The 25,816-nt window shown below is 69.3% G+C and carries 27 protein-coding genes; 15 read left to right on the plus strand and 12 right to left on the minus strand.

The features are described from left to right. Positions 1-50: 50 nt before the first annotated feature. Positions 51-1,655, minus strand: coding sequence for an amino acid permease (locus ACSQ1L_RS01815; protein WP_435991373.1), 1,605 nt, complete (start codon positions 1,653-1,655; stop codon positions 51-53). Positions 1,656-1,800: 145 nt separating this feature from the next. Here ACSQ1L_RS01815 and hrpB point away from each other — a divergent pair, with 145 nt between their 5' ends. Beyond that, entirely contained in the window at positions 1,801-4,239 is a 2,439-nt protein-coding gene (gene hrpB / locus ACSQ1L_RS01820) for an ATP-dependent helicase HrpB (protein WP_435991375.1), read from the plus strand. Between the two features lie 3 nt (positions 4,240-4,242). Here the strand turns inward: hrpB and ACSQ1L_RS01825 are convergent, their stop codons facing one another. Next, a complete protein-coding gene (locus ACSQ1L_RS01825) occupies positions 4,243-5,577 on the minus strand; it encodes a S41 family peptidase (protein ID WP_435991377.1) in 1,335 nt (444 codons plus the stop codon). Between the two features lie 121 nt (positions 5,578-5,698). Here ACSQ1L_RS01825 and ACSQ1L_RS01830 point away from each other — a divergent pair, with 121 nt between their 5' ends. Beyond that, positions 5,699-6,151: an Lrp/AsnC family transcriptional regulator gene (locus tag ACSQ1L_RS01830; RefSeq protein WP_435991378.1), complete on the plus strand. Its 453-nt coding sequence runs from the start codon at positions 5,699-5,701 to the stop codon at positions 6,149-6,151. A 23-nt stretch (positions 6,152-6,174) separates the two neighbouring features. Here ACSQ1L_RS01830 and ACSQ1L_RS01835 read toward each other — a convergent pair whose 3' ends face one another. Together ACSQ1L_RS01835 and ACSQ1L_RS01840 are read right to left on the minus strand one after the other, a co-directional pair. Next, entirely contained in the window at positions 6,175-6,984 is an 810-nt protein-coding gene (locus ACSQ1L_RS01835; RefSeq protein ID WP_435991380.1) for a M23 family metallopeptidase, read from the minus strand. Then, complete coding sequence (locus ACSQ1L_RS01840; protein WP_435991381.1) at positions 6,981-7,655, minus strand: hypothetical protein; 675 nt, start codon at positions 7,653-7,655, stop codon at positions 6,981-6,983. Before ACSQ1L_RS01840 ends, ACSQ1L_RS01835 begins: the two co-directional genes overlap by 4 nt. Positions 7,656-7,877: 222 nt before the next feature. On the opposite strand from ACSQ1L_RS01840, the gene rpsB reads away from it, so the two are divergent. Together rpsB and tsf are read left to right on the plus strand one after the other, a co-directional pair. Beyond that, entirely contained in the window at positions 7,878-8,810 is a 933-nt protein-coding gene (gene rpsB / locus ACSQ1L_RS01845) for a 30S ribosomal protein S2 (RefSeq protein ID WP_435991383.1), read from the plus strand. Positions 8,811-8,907: 97 nt separating this feature from the next. Continuing rightward, positions 8,908-9,849, plus strand: a complete 942-nt coding sequence (gene tsf, locus ACSQ1L_RS01850) for a translation elongation factor Ts (RefSeq protein ID WP_435991385.1) — start codon at positions 8,908-8,910, stop codon at positions 9,847-9,849. A gap of 74 nt (positions 9,850-9,923) precedes the next feature. On the opposite strand, the gene ACSQ1L_RS01855 is transcribed toward tsf, so the two are convergent. Next, positions 9,924-11,021 carry a winged helix-turn-helix domain-containing protein gene (locus ACSQ1L_RS01855; RefSeq protein WP_435991387.1) on the minus strand — a complete coding sequence of 366 codons (1,098 nt, stop codon included), beginning with the start codon at positions 11,019-11,021 and terminating at the stop codon, positions 9,924-9,926. Positions 11,022-11,192: 171 nt separating this feature from the next. Here ACSQ1L_RS01855 and mce point away from each other — a divergent pair, with 171 nt between their 5' ends. The 8 genes from mce (at position 11,193) to ACSQ1L_RS01895 (ending at position 17,403) form a co-directional block, all read left to right on the plus strand. Next, entirely contained in the window at positions 11,193-11,618 is a 426-nt protein-coding gene (gene mce / locus ACSQ1L_RS01860) for a methylmalonyl-CoA epimerase (RefSeq protein ID WP_435991389.1), read from the plus strand. Beyond that, positions 11,618-11,887 carry a DUF1467 family protein gene (locus ACSQ1L_RS01865; protein WP_435991390.1) on the plus strand — a complete coding sequence of 90 codons (270 nt, stop codon included), beginning with the start codon at positions 11,618-11,620 and terminating at the stop codon, positions 11,885-11,887. Before mce ends, ACSQ1L_RS01865 begins: the two co-directional genes overlap by 1 nt. A 4-nt stretch (positions 11,888-11,891) precedes the next feature. Continuing rightward, complete coding sequence (locus ACSQ1L_RS01870; protein WP_435991392.1) at positions 11,892-12,230, plus strand: DUF3088 family protein; 339 nt, start codon at positions 11,892-11,894, stop codon at positions 12,228-12,230. 91 nt (positions 12,231-12,321) lie between these two features. Then, positions 12,322-13,638: a proline--tRNA ligase gene (gene proS / locus ACSQ1L_RS01875; protein ID WP_435991394.1), complete on the plus strand. Its 1,317-nt coding sequence runs from the start codon at positions 12,322-12,324 to the stop codon at positions 13,636-13,638. Continuing rightward, positions 13,635-14,939 carry a lipoprotein-releasing ABC transporter permease subunit gene (locus ACSQ1L_RS01880; RefSeq protein ID WP_435991396.1) on the plus strand — a complete coding sequence of 435 codons (1,305 nt, stop codon included), beginning with the start codon at positions 13,635-13,637 and terminating at the stop codon, positions 14,937-14,939. Before proS ends, ACSQ1L_RS01880 begins: the two co-directional genes overlap by 4 nt. Further along, positions 14,932-15,669: an ABC transporter ATP-binding protein gene (locus ACSQ1L_RS01885; RefSeq protein WP_435991398.1), complete on the plus strand. Its 738-nt coding sequence runs from the start codon at positions 14,932-14,934 to the stop codon at positions 15,667-15,669. Before ACSQ1L_RS01880 ends, ACSQ1L_RS01885 begins: the two co-directional genes overlap by 8 nt. 126 nt (positions 15,670-15,795) lie before the next feature. Next, entirely contained in the window at positions 15,796-16,374 is a 579-nt protein-coding gene (locus ACSQ1L_RS01890; protein ID WP_435991400.1) for a LemA family protein, read from the plus strand. Between the two features lie 3 nt (positions 16,375-16,377). Further along, positions 16,378-17,403 (plus strand): M48 family metallopeptidase, encoded by a 1,026-nt coding sequence (locus tag ACSQ1L_RS01895; RefSeq protein ID WP_435991402.1) that lies wholly within the window; start codon positions 16,378-16,380, stop codon positions 17,401-17,403. Here ACSQ1L_RS01895 and ACSQ1L_RS01900 read toward each other — a convergent pair. Beyond that, the gene (locus ACSQ1L_RS01900; RefSeq protein ID WP_435991404.1) at positions 17,400-18,134 is read right to left on the minus strand and encodes an arginyltransferase; all 735 of its coding nucleotides are present in this window, start codon (positions 18,132-18,134) and stop codon (positions 17,400-17,402) included. The two genes, ACSQ1L_RS01895 and ACSQ1L_RS01900, sit on opposite strands and share 4 nt — an antisense overlap. A 124-nt stretch (positions 18,135-18,258) precedes the next feature. After that, entirely contained in the window at positions 18,259-19,161 is a 903-nt protein-coding gene (locus ACSQ1L_RS01905; protein ID WP_435991405.1) for a flagellar motor protein MotB, read from the minus strand. A 114-nt stretch (positions 19,162-19,275) separates the two neighbouring features. Here ACSQ1L_RS01905 and ACSQ1L_RS01910 point away from each other — a divergent pair, with 114 nt between their 5' ends. From ACSQ1L_RS01910 to ACSQ1L_RS01920, 3 genes are all read left to right on the plus strand, one after another. Next, positions 19,276-19,773 carry a flavin reductase family protein gene (locus tag ACSQ1L_RS01910; protein ID WP_435991407.1) on the plus strand — a complete coding sequence of 166 codons (498 nt, stop codon included), beginning with the start codon at positions 19,276-19,278 and terminating at the stop codon, positions 19,771-19,773. A 10-nt stretch (positions 19,774-19,783) separates the two neighbouring features. Continuing rightward, a complete protein-coding gene (locus tag ACSQ1L_RS01915) occupies positions 19,784-20,650 on the plus strand; it encodes an NAD(P)-dependent oxidoreductase (RefSeq protein ID WP_435991409.1) in 867 nt (288 codons plus the stop codon). Between the two features lie 143 nt (positions 20,651-20,793). Then, positions 20,794-20,976 (plus strand): DUF3606 domain-containing protein, encoded by a 183-nt coding sequence (locus ACSQ1L_RS01920; RefSeq protein ID WP_013269402.1) that lies wholly within the window; start codon positions 20,794-20,796, stop codon positions 20,974-20,976. On the opposite strand, the gene ACSQ1L_RS01925 is transcribed toward ACSQ1L_RS01920, so the two are convergent. The 5 genes from ACSQ1L_RS01925 to ACSQ1L_RS01945 are packed head-to-tail and all read right to left on the minus strand — an operon-like array spanning position 20,973 to position 25,815. After that, positions 20,973-21,437, minus strand: a complete 465-nt coding sequence (locus tag ACSQ1L_RS01925) for a YcxB family protein (RefSeq protein ID WP_435991411.1) — start codon at positions 21,435-21,437, stop codon at positions 20,973-20,975. The genes ACSQ1L_RS01920 and ACSQ1L_RS01925 overlap by 4 nt on opposite strands. After that, the gene (gene lpdA / locus ACSQ1L_RS01930; RefSeq protein WP_435991413.1) at positions 21,434-22,837 is read right to left on the minus strand and encodes a dihydrolipoyl dehydrogenase; all 1,404 of its coding nucleotides are present in this window, start codon (positions 22,835-22,837) and stop codon (positions 21,434-21,436) included. Before lpdA ends, ACSQ1L_RS01925 begins: the two co-directional genes overlap by 4 nt. A gap of 10 nt (positions 22,838-22,847) precedes the next feature. Then, positions 22,848-24,116 (minus strand): pyruvate dehydrogenase complex dihydrolipoamide acetyltransferase, encoded by a 1,269-nt coding sequence (locus tag ACSQ1L_RS01935; RefSeq protein WP_435991415.1) that lies wholly within the window; start codon positions 24,114-24,116, stop codon positions 22,848-22,850. After that, positions 24,116-24,433, minus strand: coding sequence for a DUF5076 domain-containing protein (locus ACSQ1L_RS01940; RefSeq protein ID WP_435991417.1), 318 nt, complete (start codon positions 24,431-24,433; stop codon positions 24,116-24,118). The genes ACSQ1L_RS01935 and ACSQ1L_RS01940 overlap by 1 nt, the downstream gene beginning before the upstream one ends. Then, positions 24,430-25,815 carry a pyruvate dehydrogenase complex E1 component subunit beta gene (locus ACSQ1L_RS01945; RefSeq protein ID WP_435991419.1) on the minus strand — a complete coding sequence of 462 codons (1,386 nt, stop codon included), beginning with the start codon at positions 25,813-25,815 and terminating at the stop codon, positions 24,430-24,432. Before ACSQ1L_RS01945 ends, ACSQ1L_RS01940 begins: the two co-directional genes overlap by 4 nt. Between the last annotated feature and the right edge of the window lies 1 nt (position 25,816).

Below are 25,816 nucleotides of genomic sequence, written 5' to 3' on the forward strand. Positions count from 1 at the left end.
CGAAAGGCCCGGGATCGCTCCCGGGCCTTTGCTCGAACAGATCGTGGAGATCAGTCCTTGTTGTCGGTCGGCGACCGCGCGCCCGGCATCGGCGGAACCGGTCCGGGAGGCGCGTCGGGGTCCAGTTCCGGCACCTGGAACAGGCCGCGGCCGAGGTGGCTCTTGCGGATGCCGTAGAGCAGATAGATCACCAGGCCGATGCCGCCCCAGATCGGCAGCACCATCTTGGCGTCGTGCGGCAGGTTCCAGAACAGGAACGCGCAGCCCGCCGCCGACAGCGGCGCGATGATCCAGACCAGCGGGGTCCGGAACGGACGGTGACGGCCCGGCTCCTTGACGCGAAGCATCATCACCGCGATCGACACCATGAAGAAGGCGAACAGCGTGCCCGAGTTCGAGATGTCGGCCAACTGGCCGACCGGGAACAGGGCGCCGGCGATGGCCACGGCGATGCCGGTGAAGGCGGTGACGATATAGGGCGTCTTCCACTTCGGGTGGACCTTGGCCAGGCCCTCCGGCAGCAGGCCATCGCGCGCCATCACGAAGAAGATGCGGGTCTGGCCGTAGATCATCATCAGGATGACCGAGGGCAGGGCCAGCATGGCGGCGGTGCCCAGGGCGTTGCCGACTGCCGGGTAGTTGATCTCGCGCAGAACGTGGGCGAGGGCCTCGTTCGAGCAGACCAGCTGGTTGGCGTTTTCGGCGAGGGCGCAGGCGGCGATGAAGCCCGGCGAGCCCGGCTGGACGGCTTCGCCGGCGGCGCCGAGCACCGGCTGGGCGCCCAGGGCGCCGACCGCGCCGACCGCGACCAGCAGATAGAAGATGGTGCAGATGGCCAGCGAGCCGATCAGGCCGATCGGCACGTTGCGCTGCGGGTTCTTGGTCTCTTCCGCCGCCGTCGAAACGGCGTCGAAGCCGACGTAGGCGAAGAAGATCGACGCCGCCGCGCCGATGATGCCCATGCCCGAGGACTCGCCGAACAGGCCGTTGGGCGCGAACGGCTGGAAGTTCGAGGCCTGGATCACCGGCAGGGTCAGGACGACGAAGGCGGTCAGGGCGGCGACCTTGATGGCCACCAGCACGGCGTTGACGCGGGCGCTTTCCGTGGTGCCGATCATCAGCAGCATGGTCACGCCCAGGGCCACGATGATGGCCGGAACATTGACGATGCCGACCGAGAAGTCAGGCGTCGGGATGAAGCCGTTCATGCTCCACGCCGGCCCGGCCTGGAATAGGTCTGGCCAGTCGAAGCCCATGGCGTTCTCGATCAGGCCCAGCACATAGCCGGACCAGCCCACCGAAACGGCCGAGGCGGCCACGGCGTACTCAAGGATCAGCGCCCAGCCGACCATCCAGGCCAGCAGTTCGCCCATCACGGCGTAGGTGTAGGTGTAGGCCGAGCCCGATACCGGGGCCATCGAGGCCAGTTCCGAGTAGCAAAGCGCCGCCACGGCGCAGACGGCGCCGGCGATCACGAAGCTCCACATCATGCCCGGGCCGGCCTTCTGGGCGGCGGCGGCGGTCAGGACGAAGATGCCGGTGCCGATGATCGCGCCGACGCCCAGCAGCGTCAGTTGGACCGGCCCCAGCGAGCGATGAAGCGACTTTCTCTCGGCCGTGGCCAGAATTGCGTCGAGTGACTTAACGCGCCACATGGATTCCCCTCCGACTTTTCACAGCTTGTTGCTGTTTCGGCGCGGACGCTAGCGGCGCGGAACCGCGCTGGCAACGCGGTTTCCAAACGATGAAGTCCCGACGACGCTTTCGTGACCCGGGCCGTTGCGGCTAGAGCGCAGGAACATGCTGCCGATCCACGCCGTCCTCCAGCCGCTGAAGGCCTCGCTCGCCGGGGCCAACGCCGTCGTGCTCGCGGCCCCGCCGGGCGCGGGCAAGACCACGGTCGTGCCGCTGGCGCTGCTCGACCAGCCATGGCTCCGGGACGGCAAGGTTCTGGTGCTGGAGCCGCGACGGCTGGCGGCGCGCGCGGCGGCCGAGCGGATGGCGACGACCCTGGGGGAGACCACCGGCGAGACGGTCGGCTACCGCACCCGGCTGCAGAGCCGGATCGGCCCGGGGACACGGATCGAGGTGATCACCGAGGGCGTCTTCACCCGGATGATTCTCGACGACCCCGGTCTGGACGGCGTCGGCGCGGTGCTGTTCGACGAGTTCCACGAGCGCAGTCTCGACGCCGACCTCGGCCTGGCGCTCGCCCGCGAGGCGCAGGGGCTGCTGCGCGAGGACCTGCGTCTGCTGGTCATGTCGGCGACGCTCGACATCGCCGGCGTCTCCAATCTCCTCGCCAATCCGGCGGGAGAGGCGGCCCCGGTGATCGAGGCCGAGGGCCGCATGTTCCCGGTCGAGACCCGCTACCTCGGCCGCAACCCCGCCGAACGTTTCGAGGACGCCATGGCCCGGGCCGTGACGCTGGCGCTGGGCGAGGAGACGGGATCGGTGCTGGCCTTCCTGCCAGGGCAGGGCGAGATCCATCGCGTCGGCCAGCGGCTGGCCGAGCGCCTGCGCGATCCGGCCGTGGACGTCGTGCCGCTCTACGGCGCGCTCGACAAGGCGGTGCAGGACCGCGCCATCGAGCCGCCGTCGCCCGGCCGCCGGAAGATCGTGCTCGCCACGTCGGTCGCGGAAACCAGTCTGACCATCGAGGGCGTGCGGGTGGTGATCGACGGCGGCCTGTCCCGCGTGCCCCGCTTCGAGCCCGCGAGCGGCCTGACCCGGCTGGCCACCGTCCGGGTCAGCCGCTCCTCCGCCGAACAGCGGCGCGGCCGGGCGGGCCGAACAGAGCCGGGGGTCTGCTACCGGCTGTGGGACGAGGAACAGACCCGCGGCCTCGTCCCGCACCAGCGCCCCGAAATCCTCGAGGCCGACCTGACCGCCTTCGCCCTCGACCTCGCCCGCTGGGGCGCGCGGTCGACCGGAGGGCTCGCCCTGCTGGACCAGCCGCCGGCCGGCGCCTTCGCCGAGGCCCGCAAGGTGTTGCAGCGGCTGGACGCGCTCGACGAGGCGGGTGGCCTCACCGACCACGGCCGGCGCCTGACGCGCATCGCCCTGCCGCCCCGTCTGGCCCACATGGTCGCGGCGGCGAGCGACGCGGATGACGCGGCCCTGGGCGGGCGCATCGCCGCCGTCCTCTCCGAGCCAGGGCTCGGCGGAAACGACCCCGACCTGCGCGAGCGCCTGCGCGGGCTGGAGCGCGACCGGTCGCAGCGGACCCGCGACGCGCTGAAGCTGGCCGAACGCTGGGCGCGCAGCGCCGGGGGCGGGCAGGGCGGCGACGTTGATCCCGGCGCCCTGCTGGCCGAAGCCTTTCCCGAGCGGGTGGCGAAGGCCCGCGGCAAGCCGGGCGAAGTCCTGCTGGCGTCCGGACGCGGCGCCTTCCTCGATCCGACGGAGACGCTGGCCGGCGAGCCGTGGCTGGCGGTGGCGGAATTGGGCGGCGGCGACGCCCGCGACCGTATCCGCCTGGCGGCGCCGCTCGACCCGTCCGCGTTGGAGCACAGGCTCGAGACCGAGGACCGGCTGGTTCGCGAACCCTCCGGCCGCATGGTCCTGAAGCGCATCCGCCGCATCGGCGCCATCGTCGTCGACGAGAAGATCGTCGGAACGCCGGACCGGAGCCAGATCGTCGCCGCCCTCAAGGCCGAGGTCGAGCGCGGCGGTCTCAAGGCCCTGAGCTGGGGCGACCGCGCCTCGGCCCTGCGCGCCCGGCTCGCCTTCTTGCGCACGCTCGACGACGACTGGCCCGATGTGTCCGACGAAGGGCTCGCCGCGGAACGCGAGACCTGGCTGTGGCCGCTGCTCGACGGGGTCCAGTCGCTGGAAGCCATCTCCGACAGCGCGCTGGAACAGGGACTGCGCGCCCTGATCCCGTGGGACCGGCAGCGCGCGCTTGACGATCTCGCGCCCGCCCGCCTCCACACGCCGCTCGGCTCCGCCGCCATCGACTACGCCGCCGAGGGCGGGCCCCGCGTCGACATCCGCGTGCAGGAGCTGTTCGGCGTCACCGCCCACCCGACCGTCGGCGGCGGCCGCGTCCCCCTGACCCTCAGCCTGCTGTCGCCCGCCCGTCGTCCGGTGCAGGTGACGAAGGATTTACCGGGTTTCTGGGCCGGGAGCTGGTCCGCCGTCCGCGCCGACATGCGCGGCCGCTACCCGCGCCATCCGTGGCCCGAGGACCCGACGAAGGCCGAGCCCACGACTCGCGCCAAGCCGCGCGGGACCTGAGGGTCAGCGGGCGGGGGCCGATCGCTCGATCCGCGGCTGGACGGGGCCGCCGACGTACTCGACCGTCATGGCCTGGACGGCCCCGCCGGTCGCCTCGAACACCATCAGCATGGCCGGGGCGGATTCGACGGCGAAGCGGTTGCCCCCCAGGGCGATCAACGGGAACGACGGCCCGTCGCCCCGCCGGGAGGACAGCCGCACGCCATCCGTGGTGAGGGTGCGCTCCCCATAGACGCCGGCGTAGGCCGCCAGGTCGAGTTCGGGGGCGGGTTGAAGCGCGCGGGCTTCCATCGCTTCGGCCACGGCCTCCAGCACGGGTCGTTCTTCGGCGGGCGCGTCGGGAGCCAGCCTCCGCAGCGCGGCGGCGTGGGCGACATCGAGGGCGGCGGGGATCTCGGTCTCGACCGTCGGCGCGTGGCCGACCGCCTCCCAGTCCTTGCCGGTGGAGGCCAGCACGGGGCGGCCGACCGAGACGCTCAGCACGAACTGGTCGCCGACGGTGACGATGTCGTTGCGGAACGCCGCCCCGGCTGTGTTCGCGCCGACGATCTCGCCGAGGTGATATCCGGCGACGTGGCCGGTGAACTCTTCGGCGGCCGACCCGGTGTCGCCGCTGGTCAGGATGTAGAGCGGCTTGCCGATCATCCGCTGCTCGGGCGGGGTCTCCAGGGTCGAGAAGTCGTCGGGCTCGGCCGACCCGTTCATGTAGAAAGTGGTCAGCGGCGTCCCGGCGGGCAGGAAGCGGCTGATGACATACTGCACCGCCTTGGGGTCGCCGCCGCCGTTGCCGCGCAGGTCGATGATCACCGCGTCGCCGCCCGCCAGGAAACGCATGGCGGTGTCGAGCGCCGCGGCGCTCTCGGCCCCGATCCAGTGAAAGCCGTCATAGGTCATCAGCCGCACATTGCCCGGCAGCAGGCGCAGGTCGGTGACGCCGTGGTTGGCCCGGCGGATCAGCCGTTCGAAGGCGGGGTTTTCACCCGGCTCCTCGACCGATCCGGCCGCGATCACCGCGGCCTCACGCGGATCGAAGCTGAAACTCAGGTGACGGTCCTGTCCGACCCTCTCGAGATCGGCGTTGAGTCGATCGGCCAGGACCGCGCCGTCGGTGACGGCGTAGCGACCCGAGGCCAGGCCCTCGGCCAGCACCGCGTCCAGGGCGGGGCGGCGCTCGGGCAGAACATAGCGTTCGCCGATCACCCGACGGACCTCGGCCACGACCGCCGCGGCGTCGACGGTGCGGGCGGCGGCGGGCGAGCCGGGAGCCTGGCTTTGGGCGTGGGCGGGCAGACCGGCCGCCGAGAGCGCGAGGGAGGCCAGCAGAACGGCGAAACGCATAATGGAAACCCCTTGTTTGATCACCCAATATGGCTTGGAAGCGACGGGCAATTCGGGCATTCATGCACCCCGGCTTGCCAGATTTTGGCAAAATGGCGGGCCGGTCGCGGGGAATGCGCAAATGGATCATCTGGACCGGGCGCTCCTCGTCTGTCTGCAGCAGGACAACCTGCAGACGGCGGATCGGCTGGCCGGGCAGGTCGGCCGCTCGTCCTCAGCGGTCGCACGCCGCGTCCGGCGCCTTCGGGCGGAAGGGGCGATCGTCGCCGAGACCGCGGTCCTGTCCGACGCGGCGGCGGGTCATCCGCTGACGGCGGTGATCCATGTCCAGCTGGAGCGACACGTCGCTCACGAAGGCAATCTGCTGCGCCAGCGTCTGGTCGCCCATCCCCAGGTCCAGCTGTGTCTCGATGTGGCCGGGACCTTCGACATCGTCCTGCTGGTCGTGGCCGCCAACATGGACGTCTTCAACGCCTTCACCCTGGCGCTCCTCGAGCAACCGATCGTGCGCCGGTTCGAGACCAGCTTCGTCAAGAAGCGTCACAAGGCGACGCTGGCCGTCCCGCTCGGTTAGCGAGCCGCGCGGGACGCGCCCTCTCAGGTCGTCACGCTGAGCAGCCGCGCATAGCTGTCGACCAGGCTGGAATAGGTCGGCACGAACATCACCGTCGCCCCGCCGCCCGAGGCCACGGGCGCCTTGATCTCGAAATGCAGGTGGATGGTGGTGGCGTTGCCGCCGAAGTCCGAGGAGACCTTGCCCAGATGCTGGCCCCGCGTGACGTTGCGCGAGGCGGCGTCGGGGAACAGGGCGCGCACCCCGGCCATGTCGAGATGCAGATAGCGGTAGATGCGTCCGGAATCGCCCAGCAGGGTGACCGTGTAGCTGCCGATCGAGGTGACCCGCCCGCTCTCCGCCGCCACCGCCCAGTGGACCTTCTTCTCGCAGGTGGCCGGGCGGATGTCCTGGCCCTGGTGGCCCTTGCCGGCCGGGCACATGCCGTTGGTCCACGAGCGGGTCTCGCAGAAATTGTCGCGCCACGGATAGGCGTAGTTGCGCGCGTCGCACTGGCCCCCGGGTCCGGGCGCCAGGTAGCCGCCGTAGCCGTAGACCTGCGAGTTGGCGTAGGCCGGGCCGGCCTCGATCGGAAAGCGCATCCCGGCCGCCCACAGGGTGGCGTCGGTCGCTCCCGAGCCTGAGCCTGGATACAGGGCGCCGCCCGGCTCATGCGGCCACGAGACCGGCTCGGGAACCGGGGGCTCGGGCTCCGGCGCCGGATCGGGATCGCCGGGCAGGGGCTCCTCCACCGGCCCGGGATCGGCGGTCTCCGGCGCGCCCGTCTGCTGGCACCCGCCCGGCGCGCAGGCCGTCAGCGTCAGGAGCAGGCCGGCGACGGCCAGCCGCCTCACGACGCGCCTCCGCCGATCAGCTGAAGCCCGGCGGCGAAGGCGACGGCGTCGGCCTCGGTGCAGTTCGGCGCGCCCTCGCACAGGAAGCTGACGTTATAGGCGGCCCCGAACCGGTTGAAGGTCACGTCGACGCCATACTCGGTCCGTTCGGTGCGGATGTTGGTCAGGCCCCGCGCCCGCGCCTGCGCCAGCGCGCGGCCGGCGGCGTCGGGAACCCGGGCGGCGGCCATGCGCGGGCCTCGCGGCGCCGTCGTGGCCGCGGCTTGGGCCGCCGGGGCGGCCAGCGGCGACTGATAGGCCTTCACGCTGCCGTAGATCTCGATGATCTGCTCGCCGCGCTGGATGGTCAGCATGTAGACCCGGTCGCGGGTGGTGAACTCGGCCGTGTCGAGCAGGCCCATTTCGGCCGGCGCCAGCACCGGCACGGGCGAGGCGTCGACCTGCTGCAGCAGGCCGGTCAGGCCCTTGTTCTGGTTCAGGGCTCCCCGCAGCCGGGCCGAGACCGGGTCCTGCCGCGCCTGGGCCAGGGCGGCGTTGTCCGCCCGGGTCCGGGGCAGGGATGTCTGGGTGGCGGCGACCGGAGACGGCGGTTGCTGCTGCGACGTGGCCACGCCCGCTACGGCCGCGGCCGCGACCACGCCGGCCACGAAGGCCCGGTTCCGGATGCTCATGGTGAAGTCCCTCCCGGGCTTCACAATAGCGCCGTTACGCGAACATGGCGAGGTCGGAGCCGCGCCGCTTGCCTTTTCCCCCTATCCCGCCTAGAAGCCGCCCGCACTTCGCACGCGGACGAGGCGCGTTCAGGGGAGACATCCCTGTCCGCTCCGTTCCGAGGGACCAGATGGTCCTTTAATCGCCCGCGCAACGTCTATCGGATAAAGGAACTACCCCTCATGGCTCTGCCTGAATTCTCCATGCGTTCGCTGCTCGAGGCCGGCGCCCACTTCGGCCACCAGACGCACCGCTGGAACCCGAAGATGGACCGCTACATCTTCGGCTCGCGCTCGAACATCCACATCATCGACCTGTCGCAGACGATCCCGCTGCTGCACCAGGCCCTGGTCGCGGTGCGCGAAGTCGCCGCCAAGGGCGGTCGCGTGCTGTTCGTCGGCACCAAGCGCCAGGCCGCCGATCCGGTCGCCGAGGCCGCCCAGCGCTGCGCCCAGTACTACATGAACAACCGCTGGCTCGGCGGCACCCTGACCAACTGGCGCACCGTGTCGGGCTCGATCGCCCGCCTGCGCGAGCTGGAAGGCCTGCTGGAAGGCGGCGGCGAAGGCCGGGTCAAGAAAGAGCTGCTCAACCTGCAGCGCGAGAAGGACAAGCTCGAGCTGTCGCTGGGCGGCATCAAGGACATGGGCGGCATCCCCGACATCATGTTCGTGATCGACACCAACAAGGAGGCCATCGCCATCCTTGAAGCCCGCAAGCTGAACATTCCGATCATCGCCATCCTCGACACCAACTCGGATCCGGACGGCATCACCTATCCGATCCCGGGCAACGACGACGCCGCCCGCGCCATCCAGACCTATTGCGATCTGATCGCCGACGCCGTCCTCGACGGCCTCGCTGCCGGCGCCGCTTCGTCGGGCGTGGACCTGGGCGCCGCCGTCAATCCGGACGAGCCGATGCTGCGCGAAGCCAAGGCTCCCAAGGCCAAGGCTGAAGACGCCGCCCCGGCCGGCACGGAAGCCGTCGCCGAGGAAATGATCGCCGCCGCCGAGGCCCCCGCCGCGGAAGAGCCCCCGGTCGCCGACGAAGCCGCCAAGGAAGCGACTTCGGAAGCCAACGACGCCGTCGAAACCGAGCCGGCCCAGGTCTAACCGACCTCCGCCTTCCTCGACGGCGACCTGAATATGCGGCCGGACCCGGAACAGGGTCCGGCCGTTCCGCATACGCATACTCCAAGGAGAACACCCCATGGCCGAGATCACCGCCGCCCTCGTGATGGAACTGCGCGCCAAGTCCGGCGTCGGCATGATGGACTGCAAGAAGGCCCTTCAGGAAACCGACGGCGACATCAACGCCGCCATCGACTGGCTGCGCGCCAAGGGCCTGTCCAAGGCCGCCAAGAAGGCCGACCGCGTCGCCGCCGAGGGCCTGGTGGCCGTCGCCTCGAAGGAAGTCGGAGCCGGTGAAGTCGGCGCCGCCATCGAGTTCAACGCCGAGACCGACTTCGTCGCCCGCAACGACCTGTTCCAGAACGCCGCCAAGTCGTTCGCCCAGCTGGGCCTGGAACACGCCACCATCGAGGGCCTGCACGGCGCCGAGCTGGAGAACGGCAAGACGGTCCAGGACGAAGTGACCCAGATGATCGCCACCATCGGCGAGAACATGCAGCTGCGCCGCGCCGCCCGCCTGTCGGTCGACGAGGGCGTCGTCGCGTCCTACGTCCACAACGCGGTGTCGCCGGGCCTCGGCCGCATCGGCGTGCTGGTCGCCCTGCACGGCGGCGGCGACAAGGCCGCCCTGCGTGAACTGGGCCGCAAGATCGCCATGCACGTCGCCGCGACCGCCCCGCTGTCGCTGAACACGGACGATCTGGACCCGGCCGCCATCGAGAAGGAACGCGAAGTCCTGACCGAGAAGGCCAAGGAAGAAGGCCGCCCCGAGAACATGATCGAGAAGATCGTCTCGGGTCAGATCGCCAAATTCCAGAAGGACGTGGTGCTGACCAAGCAGCCGTTCGTGATGAACCCGGACGTGACCATCGAACAGCTGGTCGCCGACACGGGCAAGGAACTGGGCGCGCCCGGCCTGCACCTGGCCGGCTTCGTCCGCCTGGCGCTGGGCGAAGGCGTCGAGAAGGTCGAGGGCCCGGACTTCGCCACCGAAGTCGCCTCGATGACCGGCGGCGCCTGAACCCTTCCTCCTCCCGAACGGGGGGCAGGGACGACGACTGTTGAAGGGCTGGCGGCCGGTGGGCCGCCAGCCCTTTATCTTGGGGCGGATCCGGTGATCGCTCGCCGCGCCAGCATCATCGCGCCCACCACGCAGCCGCCGAACAGCAGGCCTTCGATCCCGCCCGTGACGATCTGGCTGACAGGCCCGAGGCCGGTTTCGCCGAACACGGCGCCGATCTGGTCCAGGCTCAGGCGGGATTCCGGAAAGCGGCGGGCCAGCAGATCGAGGCTGCCGCCCATCAGCCGTCCGCCGAGCAGTGGAACGATCATCCCGGCGGCGGCCCCGGCCAAACCGCCGGCCGCGAAGCTGGGCGTCAGCCGCGGCGGGCCGGGGAAACAACGGGCCAGCCACGCCCCCAGCCCCAGCGCGCCCCCGAGCAACGCGCCCTCGGCCGCCCCGGTGATGGCGCCCGGAGACTGGCCGAACAGCAGGTTGAAGGCGTCGAGGCCGATCAGCTTGCCGAAGGCGCCGGTGAGCAGACCTCCAAAGGCGCCGCCGGCGATGCTCCACAGCCACGGCCGGCCGGGCGCGAACCCCGCCGCCGCGATGCCGAAGCCGACCCCGCCGCCCGCGATCAGCCCGAGGACGACGCTGAGGCAGACCAGGACGAGCAGCACCGACGCCGCGCCCATGCCGGCCTGCAAGGGCTCCGGGGCGGCGCCGAACCCATAGAACAGGCCGATGAAAACGCCCGCGACGCCGCCTCCGACCATTCCCGCCCCGCCCTGCAGGCCGAACTGCGGCCAGGAATAGGTCCGGGCGGCTTGCGCAGCGGTCGCCGGCGGCGAAGCATGGGCCCTCGGCTCGACGTCATTCAACTCGACCGGAGCGATAAAGCGGTAGCCGTGCTTGGGAACCGTCTCGATAAAACGCGGCCGGCCGGCGTCGTCCCCGAGCTGGCGCCGCAGCGTCTTGATGCATTGGGTGAGGGCCTCGTCGGTGACGGGAACGCCGCGCCAGACCTCCTCAAGGAAGCGGTCCTTCGAGACCAGCCGGCCTTGCTCGCGCACCAGCAGGGCCAGCGCATCGAGATAACGGCCGTTCAACTCCACCGTCGCGCCGTCGCGCCTGAGTTGGCGGTCGCGGACATCAAGGGAGAAGCCTTCGAAGCGGAAGCTGCCAGGCGCCATTTTTTCAGCAAGACCTCAGGAGTCGCTCATGCCGCACACCGGTCGCGGACGCCACGACGAAAGCCTCCCTCATGGAAGGAGGCAAGGCAATGGCGGACCGCGTCGAAATGGCGGTGCGCCGCGACCATGGCTCGCCTTCTCCCGCGCCCGCAGACCGGCTAAGTCCATCTCATGATCGGAAGACTCAACCACGTCGGCGTAGCCACCCCGTCCATCGACGCCAGCGTCGCGATGTACCGCGACCTGCTCGGCGCCACCCGGGCCCACGCCCCCTTTGACCTGCCGGCGCAGGGCGTGCGCGTCTGCTTCGTCGACCTGCCCAACGCCCAGATCGAACTGATCGAGCCGCTCGGCGACGATTCGCCGATCCACGGCTTTCTGGCCAAGAACCCGAAGGGTGGCCAGCACCACGTCTGTTTCGAGGTCGAGGACATCCTCGCCGCCCGCGACGCGCTCAGGGCGAAGGGCGCCACAATCCTCGGCACGGGCGAGCCGCGCATCGGCGCCCACGGCACGCCGATCCTCTTCGTGCACCCGAAGGACATGGGCGGCGTGCTGGTCGAACTGATGGAAACCCCGAAAGACGGAGCCCACTGATGGATATGCCGATCGGCCCCATCACCATGCTGGCGATCTACATCGTCTGCTGGTGGGTCGTCCTCTTCGCCATCTTGCCGCTGGGCATGAACCAGGCCGATCAGGAGCGCCCGACCGACGGCGGTCAGTGGGGCGCGCCGGTCCAGCCGCAGCTGAAGCGCAAATTCCTCACCACCAGCTGGGTCGCCCTGATCGTCTGGTTGGTGGTCATGGCGCTCGTCTATATCGGCTGGATGCCGCTGCCCGACCTCTCTCCGCCCGGAGGCTGACGCCATGACCGACCGCCTGTTCCTGATCGATCCGGACTGGACCGACGATGTCGGCGGCCCGTGGTTCTGCCCGGCCGGCGCCTTCGTCGAGGGCGTGCTGGCCTTCTACCCGGCGCTCAAGAACCAGCTGGAGATCACGCGCCTCGCCTTCCCGCGGCCTCGCCCGCCGGTGATCGACCTGGTCGGCGAGGAGCACCAGTCCTGCCCCATCCTCGTGCTCGACGGCGACTTCGACTGGCCGGAGGCGAAAACCAGCGAGACCACCGGCCGCCGCTTCCTGCAGGACCACGCCATCATCCCGTATCTCGCCGCCCGCTACGGCATCGGCCTGCCGCATCCGTGAGCCAATCCGCGCGTTTGGCCACGACCGCCTAGCTTTCGCCCCGTCGTCCCGGCTAAAGCGGTGCTCCACCTCTGTTCGCCGGATTCCGCCCATGCGCCTGTCGCGCTACTTCCTCCCCACTCTGAAAGAGGCGCCCTCGGACGCCCAGATCGTCTCGCACCAGCTGATGCTGCGCGCCGGCCTGATCAAGCAGGAGGCCGCCGGCATCTACGCCTGGCTGCCGCTGGGCCTGCGGGTGCTGAACAAGATCGAGCAGATCGTGCGCGAGGAGCAGGAGCGGGCAGGGGCCGTCGAGCTGCTTATGCCGACCCTGCAGCTCGCCGACCTGTGGCGCGAGTCGGGCCGCTACGACGCCTACGGCCCCGAGATGCTGCGCATCACCGACCGACACGAGCGCGAACTGCTCTACGGGCCCACCAACGAGGAGATGATCACCGACATCTTCCGGGGCTTCGTGAAGAGCTACAAGGCGCTGCCGCTCAACCTCTTCCACATACAGTGGAAGTTCCGCGACGAGCGCCGCCCCCGCTTCGGCGTGATGCGCGGCCGCGAGTTCCTGATGAAGGACGCCTACAGCTTCGACATCGACGAGGCCTCGGCCCGCAAGGCCTACAACCGCATGTTCGTGGCCTACCTCAACACCTTCGCCCGCATGGGCCTGAAGGCCGTTCCGATGCGCGCCGACACCGGGCCGATCGGCGGCGACCTCAGCCACGAGTTCATCGTCCTCGCCGACACCGGCGAGAGCGCCGTCTTCTGCGACCGCAAGCTGGTCGAGATGCCCGCCCCCGGCGCCGACGTCGACTGGAACGACCTTCAATCAATCGTTGATCGTCGAACGTCGTTGTATGCGGCGACCGAGGAAATGCACGACGCCGCGCGCTTCGAGAGCGAGACGCCCGAGGCCGACCGTCTCTCCGCCCGCGGCATCGAGGTCGGCCACATCTTCTACTTCGGCACCAAATACTCCGTGCCGATGAAGGCCCACGTCGCCGGCCCAGACGGCAAGGACGCGCCGGTTCACATGGGCAGCTACGGCGTCGGCGTCTCCCGCCTGCTGGGCGCCATCATCGAGGCCAGCCACGACGCCGGGGGCATCATCTGGCCCGACGCCGTCGCCCCGTTCGACGTCGTTGTCATCAACCTGCGCGCCGGCGACGAAGCCGTCTCCGCCGCCTGCGAGGACGCCGTCGCCCGGCTCCAGGCCGCCGGCAAGGACGTGCTCTACGACGACACCGACGAGCGCCCCGGCGGCAAGTTCGCGACTGCCGATCTGATCGGCGTGCCGTGGCAGCTGACCATCGGGCCCAAGGGCCTCGCCGACGGCCTCGTCGAACTCAAGCGCCGCGCCACGGGCGAGAAGATCTCCGTGCCCCTGGACGAGGCGATGGCGAGGCTGACGGCATGACGGACGACGCGGCGGCGATGAAGCCGGTCAAGCCGGCCGGTCCGTTCTCGGCCTGGGAGTTCGGCCTGGCCCTGCGCTATCTGCGGGCCAGGCGGCGCGAGGGCGGCATCGCCCTGATCGCCATCATCTCCTACGTCGCCATCGCCCTGGCGGTGATGGCCCTGATCGTGGTCATGAGCATCATGGCCGGGTTCAGGAACGAACTGCTCGACCGGATGCTGTCCTTCAACGGCCACATGTACGTCCAGGGCCAGGTCCTCAACGACCCCGCCCGCGACGCCGCTGTCACGCGCATCGCCGGCGTCCCCGGCGTGGTCAGCGTCACTCCCTTGACCGAGAACCAGAGCATCGTCCGCGCCGCTGGCCAGACCACGGGCGCCATGGTCCGGGGCATCCGCCCCGGCGACCTCGGCTCCATGGCCTATGTCAACGACAGCCTGTCCGACGAGGCGAAGCGGACCTTCGGTCAGGGCGCATGGGGCGGCGACAACGTCCTGATCGGCAAGGCTCTGGCCGATGGCCTCGGCCTGAGCGTCGGCGACCCGATCACCCTCTATTCGCCGACCGGCGCCGACAGCGCCTTCGGCAATCTGGGCGGGCTGGAGAAGACCTACCGCGTCGGCGGCACCTTCAGCTCGGGCACCGCGGACTTCGACCGCATCTTCATCTTCATGCCCCTTGAGCAGGCCCAGCTGTTCTTCGCCAAGGAAGGTCTCTGGGACGTCATCGAGCTGAAGGTCGCCGAGCCCGACCGCGTCGGCGATCTGCTGCTCCCCGTGCGCGAGGCGGCGGGCCCCGGCGCCATCGTCAGCGACTGGCGCGACCGGCTGGCCGCCTTCTGGGGCGCGCTCAAGGTCGAGCGGGTGGCGATGAGCATCATCCTCGGCCTCGTCGTGGCCATCGCCGCGCTCAACATCATCTCCGGCATCGTCATGCTGGTGAAGAACAAGACCCGCGACATCGCCATCCTGCGCACCGTCGGGGCCAGCCAGTCGTCGATGCTGCGCATCTTCTTCATCGCCGGCGCCGCCATCGGCGTGGCGGGCACGGTCACCGGCCTCGTCCTGGGCCTGCTGTTCTGCCTCAACATCGGGGCCATCCAGCATTTCCTCGAAGGCCTGTTCCAGGTCCGGCTGTTCGACGCCGACGTCTACATGCTCGACGCGATCCCGGCCGAGGTCGATCCGCTCGACGTCCTCTGGGTCACCCTGTGGTCGGTGTTCATGTCCTGCGTGGCCAGCCTGCTGCCGTCGTGGCGCGCCGCCAAAATGGATCCCGTGGAGGCCCTTCGCTATGAGTAAGGCCCCCCGCAAAGCCTCCGGCGAAGGGCAGGGGACTCCCGTCCTCTCCGTCCGCGGCGTGACCCGCACCTATGAGTCCGCCGCCGGTCCCCTGACCGTACTCAAGGGCGTCGACCTCGATGTCATGCCCGGCGAGGTCGTCGGCCTGATCGGCCCGTCCGGCTCCGGCAAATCGTCCCTGCTGCACGCCGCCGGCCTGCTCGAACGGCCGACCTCTGGCGAGATCCGCGTCGACGGCCGGGACGTCGGCGACCTGCCCGAGCGCGCCCGCACCCATATCCGCCTCGCCAGCATCGGCTTCGTCTACCAGTTCCACCACCTGCTGGCCGAGTTCGACGCCCGCGACAACGTCGCCCTGCCGCTGCGCATCGCCGGCGTCAGCCAGGCCGAGGCCCGCGGCCGCGCCGAGGAGGTGCTGACCGCCCTCGGCCTCGGCGAGCGCCTGACCCACCAGCCGGCCCAGATGTCCGGCGGCGAGCAGCAGCGCGTCGCCGTCGCCCGCGCCCTCGCCAACCGCCCGCGCCTGCTGCTGGCGGACGAGCCGACCGGCAACCTCGACCCCGCCACCAGCCAGACGGTGTTCGAGGCCCTGCACGACCTGGTCAAGAAGACCGGCGTCGCCGCCCTGATCGCCACGCACAACATGGAGCTGGCGGGCCACATGGACCGCGTCTTCGCGTTGAAGGACGGCCATCTGGAGGAGCGGCCGGCGGAGAGCCACGAATACTAGGTCCGGAGGGGCCGGCTCCGCTGCTGCGGGCCCCGGATTTATGGTGACGCCGATTTCACTATCGGCCGCCCGTTATCGGCCTCATATTCAGGCGTGGCCAGAGCTCGGCCGGGACTGGAGATCGATATGCTCACGACCCTGATCGTCATCGCCGTCATCGTCGCCGTCGTGCTGTTCGTCGTCGTCGGCGGCTACAACAAGCTGGTCGCCCTGGACCAGCGGGCGGATCAGTCGTTCGCCGACATCGACGTGCAACTGAAGCAGCGGCAGGATCTTATCCCCAACCTCGTCGAAACGGTGAAGGGCTACGCCACGCACGAGCGCGGCACCCTGGACGCCGTCACCGCCGCCCGCGCCGCCGCCGCCGGCGCCACCTCGGTCAACGACAAGGTCCAGGCCGAGAACATGCTGACCGCCACCCTGGGCCGGTTGTTCGCCGTCGCCGAGGCCTATCCGGACCTCAAGGCCAACACCAATTTCCAGCAGCTTCAATCCGAACTGTCGGACATCGAGAACAAGCTCGCCGCCGCGCGCCGCTTCTTCAACAACGCCGTCAGCGAGTTCAACGCCGTGCGCCGCCAGTTCCCGACCGTGCTGTTCGCCGGCATGGTCGGCTTCGCCGCCGACAAGCCGTTCTTCGATCTGGGCGAGGCCGACCGGGCCGCGATGAGCGCGGCGCCGCCGACGGTGAATTTCCAGGCCTGATCCATGGGCGCCGTCGGGCTCCAGACCCACATCTGGGCGAACAACACGCGGTCGATCCTGCTGCTGGCGGCCTTCCCGGTGCTGATGATCGGCATCCTCTACGGGGTGCAGCTGATCCTGATGGGGTTCGGCTTCCTGCCGGGGACCGGCCGCGGGCTCGGCGACGACATGGCCCTGGCCGCGTCGTGGCTGGGCTGGACCGTGCCGACGGCCCTGGTCATCGCCGCCGTCTGGTTCGCCATCGCCTATTTCGGCAATCAGGCCCTGATCGACGTCATGACCGGCGCCCGCAAGGTCGAGCGGCGCACTGAGCCGGGGCTCTATAACCTGCTGGAGAACCTGGCCATCTCGCGCGGCCTGCGCACGCCGGCGCTGCGCATGATCGAGAGCGACAGTCTCAACGCCTTCGCCACCGGACTGCATGAGGGCCGCTACAGCGTCACCGTCACCCGCGGCCTGGTCAACACCCTGACCCGCGACGAGCTTGAGGCGGTGCTGGCCCACGAACTGACCCACGTCATCAACAAGGACGTGCGGACCATGGTGATCGCCTCGATCTTCGCGGGCATCATCAGCGTCATCGCCGAACTGGTGTTCCGGGGCCTCATCTACTCCGGGCGCGGCGGGCGGCGCGACAACAAGAACGCCCTGCCGCTGATCCTGATCGGCCTCGCGTTCGCGGCGATCGGCTTCGCCCTGGCCATCATCATCCGCATGATGCTGTCGCGGACCCGCGAGTTCGTCGCCGACGCCGGCGCGGTCGAGCTGACCAAGAATCCCGACGCCATGATCTCGGCGCTGCGCAAGATCGAGGGGCGCTCCAGCGTGCGCGGGCCGGACGAGGTGCAGCAACTGTTCCTCGACAACCAGCCTGACGGTCGCGGCCTCGAGGGGCTGTTCGCCACCCACCCGCCGATCCAGAAACGCATCGACGCCCTGGTGAAGTTCGGCGGCGGCCATGATCCGGGCGTGTGGTCGGGCGGGGAGGCGGCGTCCGCGTACGAAACCTCGGTGCCGACGGCCGGTTAGGGCAGGCGCTCCCAGCCCAGCCGGGTCAGCTGCTCCAGCGGCCGGAACCCGGCCTTGTAGTCCATCTTCTTCGAACCCCGGACCCAGTAGCCCAGGTAGACGAACGGCAGCTCCACCATCGCCGCCTGCCGGACGTGGTCGAGGATCGCGAACCGTCCCAGACTGCGCGCCTCCAGCGCCGGATCGAAGAAGCTGTAGACCATCGACAGCCCGTCGGAGAGCAGGTCGGTCAGGCAGACACCGACCAGATCGCCCGGCCCGCCGTCCGGGGAGGGCAGCCGATATTCGATCAGGTGCGTCCTCACCGCCGTGTCCTCGACCATGGCCACATAGTCGAGCCAGCCCATGGTGCTCATGCCGCCACCCGGGTGACGTCCGTGCAGGTAGCGGCGCAGCAGGTCGAACTGCTCCATGGTGGCCTCGGCCTCGACCAGATCGCGGGTCAGGTCGTCGTTGCGCCTCAGCACCTTGCGCTCGGACCGCGAGAAGCTGAACTCGGGCACCGGCAGCCGCACCGAAACGCAGGCGTCGCAACCCTCGCAGGCAGGGCGGTAGGCGATGTTCTGGCTGCGCCGGAACCCCGCCTGGGTCAGTTCGTCGTTGACGTGGGCGCCTTCGCTGAAGGGCAGGTTGGCGAACACCTTCCGTTCGGTCTGGCCCGGCAGATAGGGGCAGGGGGCCACCGAGGTCATGTAGAAGCGAAGCTGGCGCTGGGGTACGAACTGGGTCACGGGATATAGCTCCCCACCCAATTCCGACGACAGTTTGGCGCCCGTTGCGACATCGGCCGATTTGGCCCCGTGTCGCGCGTCGCGACAAGTCCCTTCGCCCGGCGCCTGAGCGGCGGGCGGGCGGTCACAGGCTGGTGTCCGTCGGCAGCACCGGAGCCTCGCGCAACAGCACGATGGCGATCCGGCGGTTGCCCGCCAGGGTGGGATCGTCGGGATAGAGCGGATCCGACCCCGCCTTGCCCGAGACCTGGTAGACCCGGTCGCCGTCGACGCCGGCGGCCTGCAGGATCTGGCGCGAGGCGTTGGCCCGCGCGGCCGACAGCGGCCAGTCGTTGGGGCTGGTGGCCCGGTTCGAACCGGGGGCGGCCGAGGTGTGGCCCGTCACCGAGATGCGGTTCGGCAGTTGGGTGATGACCTTCGAGATCGCCCGCAGCAGCAGCTGCGCGCGCGGATTGGGCCGGGCCGAGTTGTTCTCGAACATCGACCGGCCTTCCTGGTCGACCAGCTGGATGCGCAGGCCTTCGGGTGTCTGGTCGATGATCAGCTGTTTCGACAGCTCGGCCAGTTCCGGCATCGACTGCATGGCCTGGCGCAGGGATTCGGCGGCGGAGGAGAACTCGGCGGCCTCGCGCCGGGCGATCTCGTCGCGCAGGGCCGCCTCGCTGGCGGCGGCGAGGCTGGGGCTCTGGCCGGCGTCCGGCGGCGCGTCGGGCGGGGCCTCGGGGGCCAGCTGGCTGATGACCGATTGCGAGCCCGCGCCCTTCGAGCCGTCCTCGCCCAGCGCGGTTCCGCCGAGCAGACCGCCGGAACCCGACGTGGTCTGGGACACGCTGGCCGGAGCGAAATATTCGGCGATGCCCTGCTTCTGTTCCGGATCGGTCGTGTTGATCAGCCACATCAGCAGGAAGAAGGCCATCATCGCCGTCACGAAGTCCGCATAGGCCACCTTCCAGGCGCCGCCATGGTGGCCGCCGGCGGTGACCTTCTTGACCTTCTTGATGAGGATCGGGCGATCGCTCATGGACATGGAGCAGGGGCCTTAAGGCTGTTCGTTAGTCACAGCATCGGCGTGGCGCGTTAAGAAGCCGTATGCGGCTGTTCCCGGCTTGCTCACGCGGGAGCCGTCGCCTAGTCCTCGGACGTGAGCCAGCCGATCGATACCGATTTCGACGTCACCGCCTTCCGGCGGGCCCTCGGCGGCTTTGCGACCGGCGTCTGCGTGGTGACCGCCCACACCGACGAGGGTCCGTTCGGGATCACGGTCAACTCCTTCACCTCGGTCTCGCTCCGGCCGCCGCTGATCCTGTGGTGTCTCGACCGCGCTTCCTGGCGGCATGACGCCTTCGCCAGGGCCGACCGGTTCGCGGTTCATATGCTGCCGGTCGAGGACCGCGAGATGTCGGACCGCTTCGCCTGGGGCGTTTGCCGGCTGTCGTCGGACGAGTTCGACAGCTCCAGCCCGGAGCCGCCGCGCCTGAAGAACGCCCTGACGCGGCTCGACTGCACGGCGCGCGAACGCATCGTCATGGGCGATCACCTGACCATCGTCGGCGAAGTGCAGGGCTTCGAGACCCGGCCGGGCGACGCCCTGACCTACTACCGCGGCCGCTACGGGACCGCGACCGAACCGCAGACGTAAGGATCAGGACATGAAGATCGGCTTCGCGGGCCTGGGCGTGATGGGCGCGCCGATGGCGGGCCACCTCGTGCAGGCGGGCCATGACGTCGCCGGCTTCAACCGCTCGCCCGGGAAGGCGCGGGCATGGGCCGGGGCCACAAACGGCCGCTTCGCCGCGACCGTCCCCGAGGCGGCGGCGGGCGCGCAGCTGTTCATCCTCTGTGTCGGGAACGACGACGACGTCCGCGAGGTCGTAACGGCGGCGCTGCCGGCGCTGACGGCCGGCGCGATCATCGTCGATCACACCACGGCCTCGGCCAGGGTCGCCCGCGAAATGGCCGCGCTGGCGGCGGGGCGGGGCGTCCTGTTCATCGACGCGCCCGTGTCCGGCGGTCAGGCCGGGGCCGAGAACGGCCAGCTCAGCGTCATGGCCGGCGGCGACGCAGCGGCGCTGGCGCGGATCGAGCCGGTCCTCATGCATTACGCGAAGGCCGTCAGGCACATGGGCCCGTCGGGCTCCGGCCAGCTGACCAAGATGGTCAACCAGATCGCCATCGCCGGGGTGGTCCAGGGTCTGGCCGAGGCGGTGCATTTCGCCCAGACCGCCGGCTTGGACACCGACGCGGTCTATGACGCCGTGTCCAAGGGCGCGGCGCAGTCCTGGCAGATGGACAACCGCTGGAAAACCGCGGCGGCCGGCCAGTTCGACTTCGGCTTCGCCGTCGACTGGATGCGCAAGGATCTCGGCCTGGTCCTCGACGAGGCCCGCGCCAACGGCGCCCACCTGGCGCTGACTGCGCTGGTCGACCAGTTCTATTCCGAAGTGCAGGCCATGGGCGGCGCGCGCTGGGACACGTCCAGCCTGGCGGCCCGGCTGCAGGACCGTGAGAGACGGTAATTCAAATGGCTAAGAGGCGTATTGCATGTCGTGTAGCAGATATCATTTCGCATAATATATCTTAGGCGCAAAACGGATCGGCAGTCCGGGCCTCGCAATTCGCCCCCTATCGCGCTACCCACCCCCTCACACAAGGAGCGACCATGGCGGGCCTGAAGGACAAGCGCGGCTTCATTGACAAGGACCGGCTCGATCTGTCGGAGCGTCAGGCCGTGGAATACTGGATGAAGCGCTGGGGCGTGACCCGCGACCAGATCACCGCCGCACATCGCAAGGCCGGCCGCATGGTCAAGGACATCGCCGCCGAACTCGGCAAGAAGCGTTAGGTCGCGCCCTGATGAAGCGCTGCGATTTTCACCAGCGCCTCTCCGCGCTCGCCCGCGTCTCTGAAGGCCCGCCCGGGAATGATGAACGCGTTTTGACCCCGGTCCATGACGACGATGGCGTCACCGTTTCCGGTCAATGAGCGTATCCTGCTCCACGGCATGCGCCCTGCCTTCTTGCCGCGTTGATACGACAGGCCCGTCTCATCGAATGTCAGGGTCCGCGCCTCAGGTCGGTATCTTATTTGAGGATACACGATCATCACGCCGACGAGCATCAGTCCGACCGCGCTTCCCGCGACGATCGCTGGCGCCAGTGATCCGCCGACGCCCAGTTGGGCGAATGTCAGGATAGCCATGGCGACGATCGCGACATGGTAGATCCAGAGCCTGCGTTTCCAGGCAGTCCAGTACCAGGTCCACAGCTCATCCCGTCGGATGGCATACTGGACCGTGACGGTCACAGGTGCAGCACCCGCTGATAGGCGTCCAGCGCGGCCTCGTGCATGGCCTCGGACATGGTCGGGTGCGGATAGACGATGCCGTGAATGTCCTCTTCCGTCGCCTCCATGGTGATGGCGGTGACGTAGCCCTGGATCATTTCGGTGACTTCCGCGCCGATCATATGGGCCCCGATCAGGGCGCCCGTCTTCGCATCGAAGATGGTCTTCACGAAGCCCTCGACCTCGCCGGCGGCCACGGCCTTGCCGTTCACCCGGAACGGGAAACGGCCGATCCTGACTTCGCGTTTCGCCTCGCGGGCCCCCTGCTCCGTGATCCCGACCGAGGCGACCTGCGGCTGGGCGTAGGTGCAGCCGGCGATCGGCGAGTTCACGTTGGGCGTCTTGAAGGCGGCGATGTGCTCTGCGGCGTGGATGCCCTCGTGCGAGGCCTTGTGCGCCAGCCAGGGCGCGCCGGCGCAGTCGCCGATGGCGTACAGGCCCTTCACGTTGGTCTGGCAGTGGCCGTCGATGGTGATGTGGCCGCGGTCCATGGCCACGCCCAGCGCCTCAAGGCCGATGCCGTCGGTGTTGGCGGTGATGCCGACCGCCGAGATGCAGACCTCGGCCTCCAGCGTCTCGGCCTTGCCGCCCGCCTCGATGGCGACCTGCACGCCCTTGCCGCCCTTCGACACCTTGGTGACCTTGCAGCCGGTGCGGAACTTCATGCCGCGCTTCTCGAAGGCCTTCTGCGCGGCCTTGGAGACTTCTTCGTCCTCGACCGGCATGATCCGGTCGACCGCTTCCACAACAGTAACTTCAACGCCCAAGGCTCTGTAGAAGCTGCCGAATTCAACACCGATCGCGCCCGAACCGATGACCACGATCGAGGCGGGCATTTTCTTCGGCGCCATGGCCTCGCGATAGGCCCAGATGCGGTCGCCGTCGGCTTCCAGGCCGATCTGCGGAATAGCCTTGGCGCGGGCGCCCACGGCCAGCATGACGTTTTTGGCCTCGACCGTGCGGGAGCCGCCGGCCTTCAGGGCGATGACGACCTTCGGCGCGTCCTTGCCCTTCTCCAGCTTCGCCGTTCCCTCGATCACCTCAACCTTGTGCTTCTTCATCAGGAAGGCGACGCCCTTGTTCATCTGGGCGGCCACCCCGCGCGAGCGCTGGATGATGGCGTCGAAGTCGAAACCGACCTTCTCGGCCGAGAGGCCGTAGTCCTTCAGATGCGACAGGCTCTCGTACTTCTCGCCCGACTTGAGCAGCGCCTTGGTCGGGATGCAGCCCCAGTTCAGGCAGATGCCGCCCAGCGCCTCGCGCTCGACGATGGCCGTCTTCAGGCCCAGCTGCGAAGCCCGGATGGCGGCGACATAGCCGCCGGGGCCCGAGCCGATGACGATGAGGTCGAATTCAGCCACGGTGTCTTCCCTACGCCAGCATCGTCACGGGATCTTCGATCAGGGGCTTGAACGCCTGCAGGAAGCGCGCGCCCGTCGCCCCGTCCACGACGCGGTGATCGCAGGTCAGGGTCACGGTCATGACGGTGGCCACGGCCAGTTGCCCGTCCTTCACGACCGGCCGCTGCTCCCCTGCCCCCACGCTCATGATCGCGCCCTGGGGTTCGTTGATGATCGAGGCGAAGGCCTTGATGCCGAACATGCCCAGGTTGGACACCGAGAAGGTGCCGCCCTGGAATTCCTCGGGCTTCAGCTTGCGGTCGCGGGCGCGCTTGGCCAGGTCCTTGGACTCGGTGGCGATCTGCGACAGCGACTTGGTCTCGGCCTTGAAGATGATCGGGGTGATCAGGCCGCCCTCGATCGCCACCGCCATCGCCACGTCGGCGTTGTGGTGCATGGCGATGCCCTCGGGCGAATAGCTGGCGTTGGCTTCCGGCACGGCCTTCAGGGCCATGGCGGCGGCCTTGATGACGAAGTCGTTGACCGAGACCTTGACCCCGGACTTCTCGAGCAGGGCGTTGACCCGTGCGCGGGCGGCGAGCAGGGCGTCGATCTCGCAGTCGATGTAGAGCGGGAAATGCGGCACGTTCTGGATGGAGTCGACCATGCGCCGGGCGATGGCCTTCTTCATCCCGTCCAGCGGGATCAGGTCGTAGCTTCCGTCCGGGATGCCCATCTGGGCCAGCGACTGGACCTTGCGGGGTTCGATGCCGGCGGTGGCGGCGCCGGTCGCGGCGGGCCTGGCGCCGCCCTTCCCGGCGGCCTCGACATCGCGCCGGACGATGCGGCCGTGCGGGCCGGTGCCCTTGATGGATTTCAGGTCGACGCCGTTCTGGGCGGCGATGCGCCGGGCCAGCGGCGAGGCGAAGATCCGTTCGCCCTCGGTCTTCGGAGCCGGCGCGGCTTTCGCGGGCTCGGCCGGAGCAGGCGCGGATTCGGCTTTCGCGGGTTCAGCCCTGGCGACCTCGGCCTCGGCCTTCGGAGCCGGGGCGGCCGCGCCGCCCTCGTCCTTCAGCCGGGCGATCGGCGTATTGACCTTCACGCCCTCGGAGCCTTCGGCCACGAGAATCTCCAGCACTTCGCCCTCGTCGACGGCTTCGACCTCCATGGTCGCCTTGTCGGTCTCGATCTCGGCGATGACGTCGCCGGCCTTGACCACGTCGCCGACCTTGACGTGCCATTTGGTCAGCACGCCCTCCTCCATGGTGGGCGACAGGGCGGGCATCAGGATATCGGTCATCAGGCATGCCCTCCCGCGCCGGCCGTCGCCTCGGCGACGGTCTGGACATTGTCGGCCTTGATGACCTCGCTGAGGCCCTGAAGGATGAGGTGGTAGGCCTGTCGCTCGTCGTGGCCGTGCCGCACCGCATAGCCGTGGGCCATGTGTTTCGCCGCGATCGCCAGCAGCTGGCCGTATTGTTTGGGATCGTTGAAGGCCGGCTTGATCGACATGACCGGTTCGCCCTTCGACCACCACATGCGGGTGATCTCGACGGCGTCGGGATCGGCCGCGACGCTGTCCGGCGTCTTCAGCTGGAATTCCTCGCGCTCGCTCATGCCATCACCTTCTTGACGGCGGCGACGATCTTGTCGACGCCGGGCAGCGACAGGGCCTCGAGGTTGGCCGCGTAGGGCAGCGGCACGTCTTCCTGGTGGACCCGCAACGGCGGCGCGTCGAGGTAGTCGAAGGCGTGCTCGATGACCCGCGCCACGACCTCGGCGCCGACGCCCATAGGCCCCCAGCCTTCCTCGGCCGAGACCAGACGGCTGGTCTTCTTGACGCTCTCGACGATGGTCTCGTGGTCGAGCGGGCGCAGGGTACGCAGGTCGACCACTTCGCAGGAGATCCCCTCCCCGGCCAGCTGTTCGGCGGCCTGCAGGGCGAAGCCGACCATGCGGCTGTGGGCGGTGATGGTGACGTCAGCGCCCTCGCGGCGGACCTTGGCCTTGCCGATCGGGACCAGATAGTCCTCGACCTCCGGAACGTCGAACTCCAGCCCGTACATCATCTCGTGCTCGAGGAAAACGACGGGGTTGGGATCGCGGATGGCCGACTTCATCAGCCCCTTGGCGTCGGCGGCGTCGTACGGCGCGATGACTTTCAGGCCGGGCACCTGGGCGTACCAGGCGGAATAGTCCTGGCTGTGCTGGGCTCCAACCCGCGAAGCGGCGCCGTTGGGGCCGCGGAAGACGATGCCGGCGCGGATCTGGCCGCCGGACATGTACAGGGTCTTGGCCGCCGAGTTGATGATGTGGTCGATGGCCTGCATGGCGAAGTTGAAGGTCATGAACTCGACGATCGGCTTCAGCCCGGCCATGGCCGCGCCGACGCCGAGGCCGGCGAAGCCGTGCTCGGTGATCGGGGTGTCGACGACGCGCTGGTCGCCGAACTCCTGCAGCAGTTCGCGGCTGACCTTGTAGGCACCCTGGTACTGGGCGACTTCCTCGCCGATCAGGAAGACCTTGTCGTCGCGGCGCATTTCCTCGGCCATGGCGTCGCGCAGGGCGTCGCGAATGGTCGTCTTGACCAGTTTGGCGTCGGCGGGGATCTCGGGGTCGCGGAGCTCGACCTTCGGCCCGGCGGCGGTGGCGTCCTTCTTCTCGGGCTCGCCTGAGGCGTCGGACTGGGCCGGCGCTGCTTCGGCCTTGGGAGCCTCGGCCGCCGGCGCCTCAGCCTTCGGGGCCGGAGCGGCGGCGCCGTCCTCGCCCGCCAGACGGGCGATCGGCGTATTGACCTTCACGTTCTCGGAGCCCTCGGCCACGAGAATTTCCAGCACCTCGCCCTCGTCGACGGCCTCGACTTCCATCGTGGCCTTGTCGGTTTCGATCTCGGCGATGACCTGGCCGGCGGAGACGGTGTCACCCGCCTTGATGTGCCATTTGGTCAGCGTGCCCTCTTCCATCGTGGGCGACAGCGCCGGCATGAGAATGTCGGTCACG

This window comes from Brevundimonas sp. LjRoot202 (genome assembly GCF_964253355.1).
Classification (GTDB): Bacteria; Pseudomonadota; Alphaproteobacteria; order Caulobacterales; family Caulobacteraceae; genus Brevundimonas.

Excerpts from the sequence above, each read along its gene's own strand:
- ACSQ1L_RS01870 (WP_435991392.1), top strand. The coding sequence starts at position 11,892 with ATGACCGACCGCCTGTTCCTGATCGATCCGGACTGGACCGACGATGTC.
- ACSQ1L_RS01940 (WP_435991417.1), bottom strand. The coding sequence starts at position 24,433 with ATGAGCGAGCGCGAGGAATTCCAGCTGAAGACGCCGGACAGCGTCGCG.
- ACSQ1L_RS01840 (WP_435991381.1), bottom strand. The coding sequence starts at position 7,655 with ATGAGCATCCGGAACCGGGCCTTCGTGGCCGGCGTGGTCGCGGCCGCG.
- tsf (WP_435991385.1), top strand. The coding sequence starts at position 8,908 with ATGGCCGAGATCACCGCCGCCCTCGTGATGGAACTGCGCGCCAAGTCC.
- ACSQ1L_RS01825 (WP_435991377.1), bottom strand. The coding sequence starts at position 5,577 with ATGCGTTTCGCCGTTCTGCTGGCCTCCCTCGCGCTCTCGGCGGCCGGT.
- ACSQ1L_RS01935 (WP_435991415.1), bottom strand. The coding sequence starts at position 24,116 with ATGACCGATATCCTGATGCCCGCCCTGTCGCCCACCATGGAGGAGGGC.
- ACSQ1L_RS01895 (WP_435991402.1), top strand. The coding sequence starts at position 16,378 with ATGGGCGCCGTCGGGCTCCAGACCCACATCTGGGCGAACAACACGCGG.
- ACSQ1L_RS01915 (WP_435991409.1), top strand. The coding sequence starts at position 19,784 with ATGAAGATCGGCTTCGCGGGCCTGGGCGTGATGGGCGCGCCGATGGCG.
- rpsB (WP_435991383.1), top strand. The coding sequence starts at position 7,878 with ATGGCTCTGCCTGAATTCTCCATGCGTTCGCTGCTCGAGGCCGGCGCC.
- ACSQ1L_RS01865 (WP_435991390.1), top strand. The coding sequence starts at position 11,618 with ATGGATATGCCGATCGGCCCCATCACCATGCTGGCGATCTACATCGTC.
- hrpB (WP_435991375.1), top strand. The coding sequence starts at position 1,801 with ATGCTGCCGATCCACGCCGTCCTCCAGCCGCTGAAGGCCTCGCTCGCC.
- ACSQ1L_RS01905 (WP_435991405.1), bottom strand. The coding sequence starts at position 19,161 with ATGTCCATGAGCGATCGCCCGATCCTCATCAAGAAGGTCAAGAAGGTC.
- ACSQ1L_RS01890 (WP_435991400.1), top strand. The coding sequence starts at position 15,796 with ATGCTCACGACCCTGATCGTCATCGCCGTCATCGTCGCCGTCGTGCTG.
- mce (WP_435991389.1), top strand. The coding sequence starts at position 11,193 with ATGATCGGAAGACTCAACCACGTCGGCGTAGCCACCCCGTCCATCGAC.
- ACSQ1L_RS01920 (WP_013269402.1), top strand. The coding sequence starts at position 20,794 with ATGGCGGGCCTGAAGGACAAGCGCGGCTTCATTGACAAGGACCGGCTC.
- ACSQ1L_RS01830 (WP_435991378.1), top strand. The coding sequence starts at position 5,699 with ATGGATCATCTGGACCGGGCGCTCCTCGTCTGTCTGCAGCAGGACAAC.
- proS (WP_435991394.1), top strand. The coding sequence starts at position 12,322 with ATGCGCCTGTCGCGCTACTTCCTCCCCACTCTGAAAGAGGCGCCCTCG.
- ACSQ1L_RS01880 (WP_435991396.1), top strand. The coding sequence starts at position 13,635 with ATGACGGACGACGCGGCGGCGATGAAGCCGGTCAAGCCGGCCGGTCCG.
- ACSQ1L_RS01885 (WP_435991398.1), top strand. The coding sequence starts at position 14,932 with ATGAGTAAGGCCCCCCGCAAAGCCTCCGGCGAAGGGCAGGGGACTCCC.
- ACSQ1L_RS01855 (WP_435991387.1), bottom strand. The coding sequence starts at position 11,021 with ATGGCGCCTGGCAGCTTCCGCTTCGAAGGCTTCTCCCTTGATGTCCGC.
- ACSQ1L_RS01815 (WP_435991373.1), bottom strand. The coding sequence starts at position 1,655 with ATGTGGCGCGTTAAGTCACTCGACGCAATTCTGGCCACGGCCGAGAGA.